Consider the following 3,371-nt stretch of genomic DNA (forward strand, 5'->3'; position numbering starts at 1 on the left):
GTGCCCGGTGCCGACGTTCAGGATGTTGCCGTCACGCTTGATCCAGGTTCCCGCTGCGCGAACCGCCAGCGTGTCGCCAATCGGCACGTTGATGAATCCGCTGAGCTTCTTGCGATCGTAACGGCCATATTCGGCCGAGATTTCACCGGCGAATTCATGCTTGGGTGTGGCCGTGATGGTGTTGACCACGCCCCCGGTCGCGTTGCGACCGTACAGCGTGCCCTGCGGGCCGCGCAGCACCTCGATCCGCTCGATATCGTAAAACTCGGCGGCGGCGAGGCGATTGACCGTGAGCGGGATGTTGTTTTCGTGGATACCAACGCCGGTATCGGCCGACAGGCCCTGGATCTGCGCGCCGATGCCACGAATCTGGAAATTGTAGCGCCCGAAGCCGGTGGTCCCGAAGCTTACGTTCGGAACGGCGATCTGGAGGTCGGCTCCGCCGTTGAGTCCCCGCTCCTGCAAGGAGTCCGACGAAAAGGCCGAGACGGCGATCGGAACATCCTGAAGGTTCTCCGCCCGCTTCTGCGCGGTAACGATGATTTCGCCGACCTGGGGTTCGGTTTGCGCTTCCTGCGCGATTGCCGGCATTGCCGTGACACAGAACAGTGAAGTGGAAATCAACAATGCTGCTCTTGATGGCGCCTTCATAACAATCTCTCCCTATATTCACTACGTCTTTTCGATGTTTGAAATCAGATCTTTCTCTGAACGTCTTTCCAGTACATTTCCCGAATATCTTTCTTGAGCACCTTCCCGACCGGACTACGCGGCAAGGTCTTCACGAAATCGACGCTCTTGGGCGCCTTGACCGAGCCGAGGCGCTGCTTGCACAGATGGATGATGTCCGCCGGTTCGAGCTGTGCCTCCGGCTTGAGCTCGATCACCGCCTTGACGGCCTCGCCCCACTTTTCATCCGGCACGCCGACCACCGCGCAATCGAGAACGGACGGATGCGACCAGATGACCTGCTCCACTTCGCTCGGGTAGACGTTGAAGCCCCCGGTGATGATCATGTCCTTCTTGCGGTCGGTGATGTGCAGGAAGCCCTCTTCATCGATATGGCCGATGTCGCCGGTGTGGAGCCACCCGTCGACAATGGCCTCGGCGGTCTTGTCGGGCTGCTTGTAATATCCCTTCATCACGATATCGCCGCTGATGCAGATTTCGCCGCTTTCCCCTTGGGGCAAATGCGCCCCGGCCTCGTCCTGGATGGAGATGCCGTTCGTGATCGCGGGGGTCCCGCATGCGGAGAGGCGGCTGTCCGGCGCGATCACGCCATCGACGAAATGGTCGCCGGGTCGCAGGAAGGCGATAGATCCCGGCGCCTCGGTCTGGCCATAGCCCTGGAACAGGACCGGTCCGAACAGTTCGATCGCGCGCCGCAGCTTTTCCAGCGACATCGGCGCAGCGCCGTACATGAGGTAGCGAAGCGAGGAGAAGTCGCGCTGCTCGATGCCGGGCGTCTCGAGCAGGCTGTAGATCACCGTCGGCGGAAGAAACAGTTCCGTCACCCGCTCGCGCTCGATGGTATCGAGCAGCAGCATCGGATCGGGCTTGGGCAGGATCACCACCTTGCCGCCACGGGCCGTGGCCGAAATCGAGAGGAACCCTGCCGAGTGCGTCATCGGCGCGGCGGCCAGGTTCACGATCCGCTCATCGACGGCATAGGACGAGTTGATGACCCCGTTGAGCACGGAGAGGCTGAGGTTGCGGTTGGTCTGCATGACGCCCTTGGGGCGCCCGGTTGTCCCACCGGTCGGCATGATCGCGATGACATCGTCGGGCGCCGAGACGAAGGCGGGCGGAGTGGCGTCGACGTCAGCAAGGAACGCGTCGAGCGAGATCGCGCCACCGCATTCGGCATCCAGGCACACCAGGTTGACGAGACCGGGACAGTTCGCCGCAAGCTCGCGCGCGACCGGCGCGAAGGCGGACTGGAAGAACAGCGTCTCGACATCGAAGCCGTTCAGCAAGTCCCCCGATTCCGCGGCCGAACTGCGGGGATTGAGCGGGACCCACACGACGCCCGCGCGCCACATTCCCAGCACGCAGATCCAGGCGGCAGGGTCGTTCCCCGCAAGCACCGCACCATGGCGTCCCCGCCCCAGCCCGCGCGCGAGCAGGCCGTTGGCGACACGGCAGGTTAGCGCCTGCGCTTCGCCGAAGCGCCATTCCTGCCCGCCCATCGCGAAGGCGATGCCGTCCCGGTTCACCAGGCAGCCACGGTCGAAATAGTCAATAAGTGCCATTGCCCGCGCCCCTCAATTCTTCGCAGAAATCCGGGACATCGTGTCCGGCAGGTCGAGTTCGATCTCCGGCACCTGTCCCATTTCGAGGTGAGTTGCGACGGCGGCCAGCATGTCGCCCTCGGCGATCGCCGTGCGCAGGCCATCATTTTCCGCCGCCATCGCCGCGAACATCGGCTCGACCACGGCAGCATAGGCCTGGTTCAGTACCGCACGATGCATCGCCACAATCGTGGGAGAGCGCTGGACGACGCGCGCGACGAGATCGTCGACATAGGCATCGAGAGCGTCGTCGTCGAGCGCGCGGTTGATCAGCCCGTATCGCTCCGCTTCCTCGGCGGTGAAGTCGCGCGCGCTGAGCAGCACTTCAAGCGCACGGCCCGGTCCCGCCGCCAGAGCGGTGCGCGTCGTCCCGCCACCCGAGGCGAGGAAGCTCGCGCTTGCTTCGGGAAAGCAGAAGAGCGATCTGCGGCTGGCGAAGCGCATGTCGAGCGCAAGGATGAACTCGAATCCGCCCCCACGGCAGCGGCCGTCAATCTTCGCGATCTTGACTTGCGGCAGGTTTTGCCAGGCAAGGCCCAGGGCCTGCAGCGCGTTGACGTCGGGGTAGCGACTGGCCTTGCCTGGATCGCTCGCACTTGCCAGGAAATCATCGAGGTCGAAGTGGGCGACGAAGAAGTCGGGGTTGGCGCTGTCGATCACCACCACGCGGATGTCGCGGTTGTTCACGAGATATCCCGTGAGCTGGAACAGTTCCTCGACCATCTTCGCGCTCATCAGGTTAATGGGCGGGTTTCCGAGCGTCACGCGCAGGACACCATCGGTCTCGTTCAACGCCAAAGTCTGGAAGTTCATGAAAAAGTCTCCTGTCACCTGGCGGATCAGACGAGGGTTTCGACCTTGATGGCCGCATAGCCATAGCTTTGCAGCGCGCCGAGAAGGTCCTTGTGGCCGAAGACTTCGCTGGGCGACGCGAAGCCGACGCGGCGCGGCGTCTCCGACATCAGGCGGCGTGCCGCGTAAGCCTGCAGCAAGCCGGTGGTAAAGTAGCCGCCGGTCGCGATCAGCGTGCTCTTGACCATCACATTGTTTCCGGTTCCGACGCAGACGTCGATGGAGCGA

General features: G+C 63.2%; 4 protein-coding genes. All 4 read right to left on the bottom strand.

The genetic code is table 11. The features are described 5' to 3' along the window. A partial coding sequence (locus tag VJ811_RS04000; RefSeq protein WP_324070985.1) for a TonB-dependent receptor occupies positions 1–651 on the bottom strand: 651 nt, incomplete at its 3' end. A 44-nt stretch (positions 652–695) separates the two neighbouring features. Next, positions 696–2,252 carry an AMP-binding protein gene (locus VJ811_RS04005; RefSeq protein WP_324070986.1) on the bottom strand — a complete coding sequence of 519 codons (1,557 nt, stop codon included), beginning with the start codon at positions 2,250–2,252 and terminating at the stop codon, positions 696–698. A 12-nt stretch (positions 2,253–2,264) separates the two neighbouring features. Next, entirely contained in the window at positions 2,265–3,104 is an 840-nt protein-coding gene (locus VJ811_RS04010; protein ID WP_324070987.1) for an enoyl-CoA hydratase/isomerase family protein, read from the bottom strand. Positions 3,105–3,130: 26 nt separating this feature from the next. Next, positions 3,131–3,371, bottom strand: a 241-nt coding sequence (locus VJ811_RS04015) for a DUF5938 domain-containing protein (protein WP_324070988.1), incomplete at its 5' end; no start/stop codon positions are given.

This window comes from Sphingopyxis sp. (genome assembly GCF_035250425.1).
In the GTDB taxonomy this organism is placed as follows: Bacteria; Pseudomonadota; Alphaproteobacteria; order Sphingomonadales; family Sphingomonadaceae; genus Sphingopyxis.

Excerpts from the sequence above, each read along its gene's own strand:
- VJ811_RS04005 (WP_324070986.1), bottom strand. The coding sequence starts at position 2,252 with ATGGCACTTATTGACTATTTCGACCGTGGCTGCCTGGTGAACCGGGAC.
- VJ811_RS04010 (WP_324070987.1), bottom strand. The coding sequence starts at position 3,104 with ATGAACTTCCAGACTTTGGCGTTGAACGAGACCGATGGTGTCCTGCGC.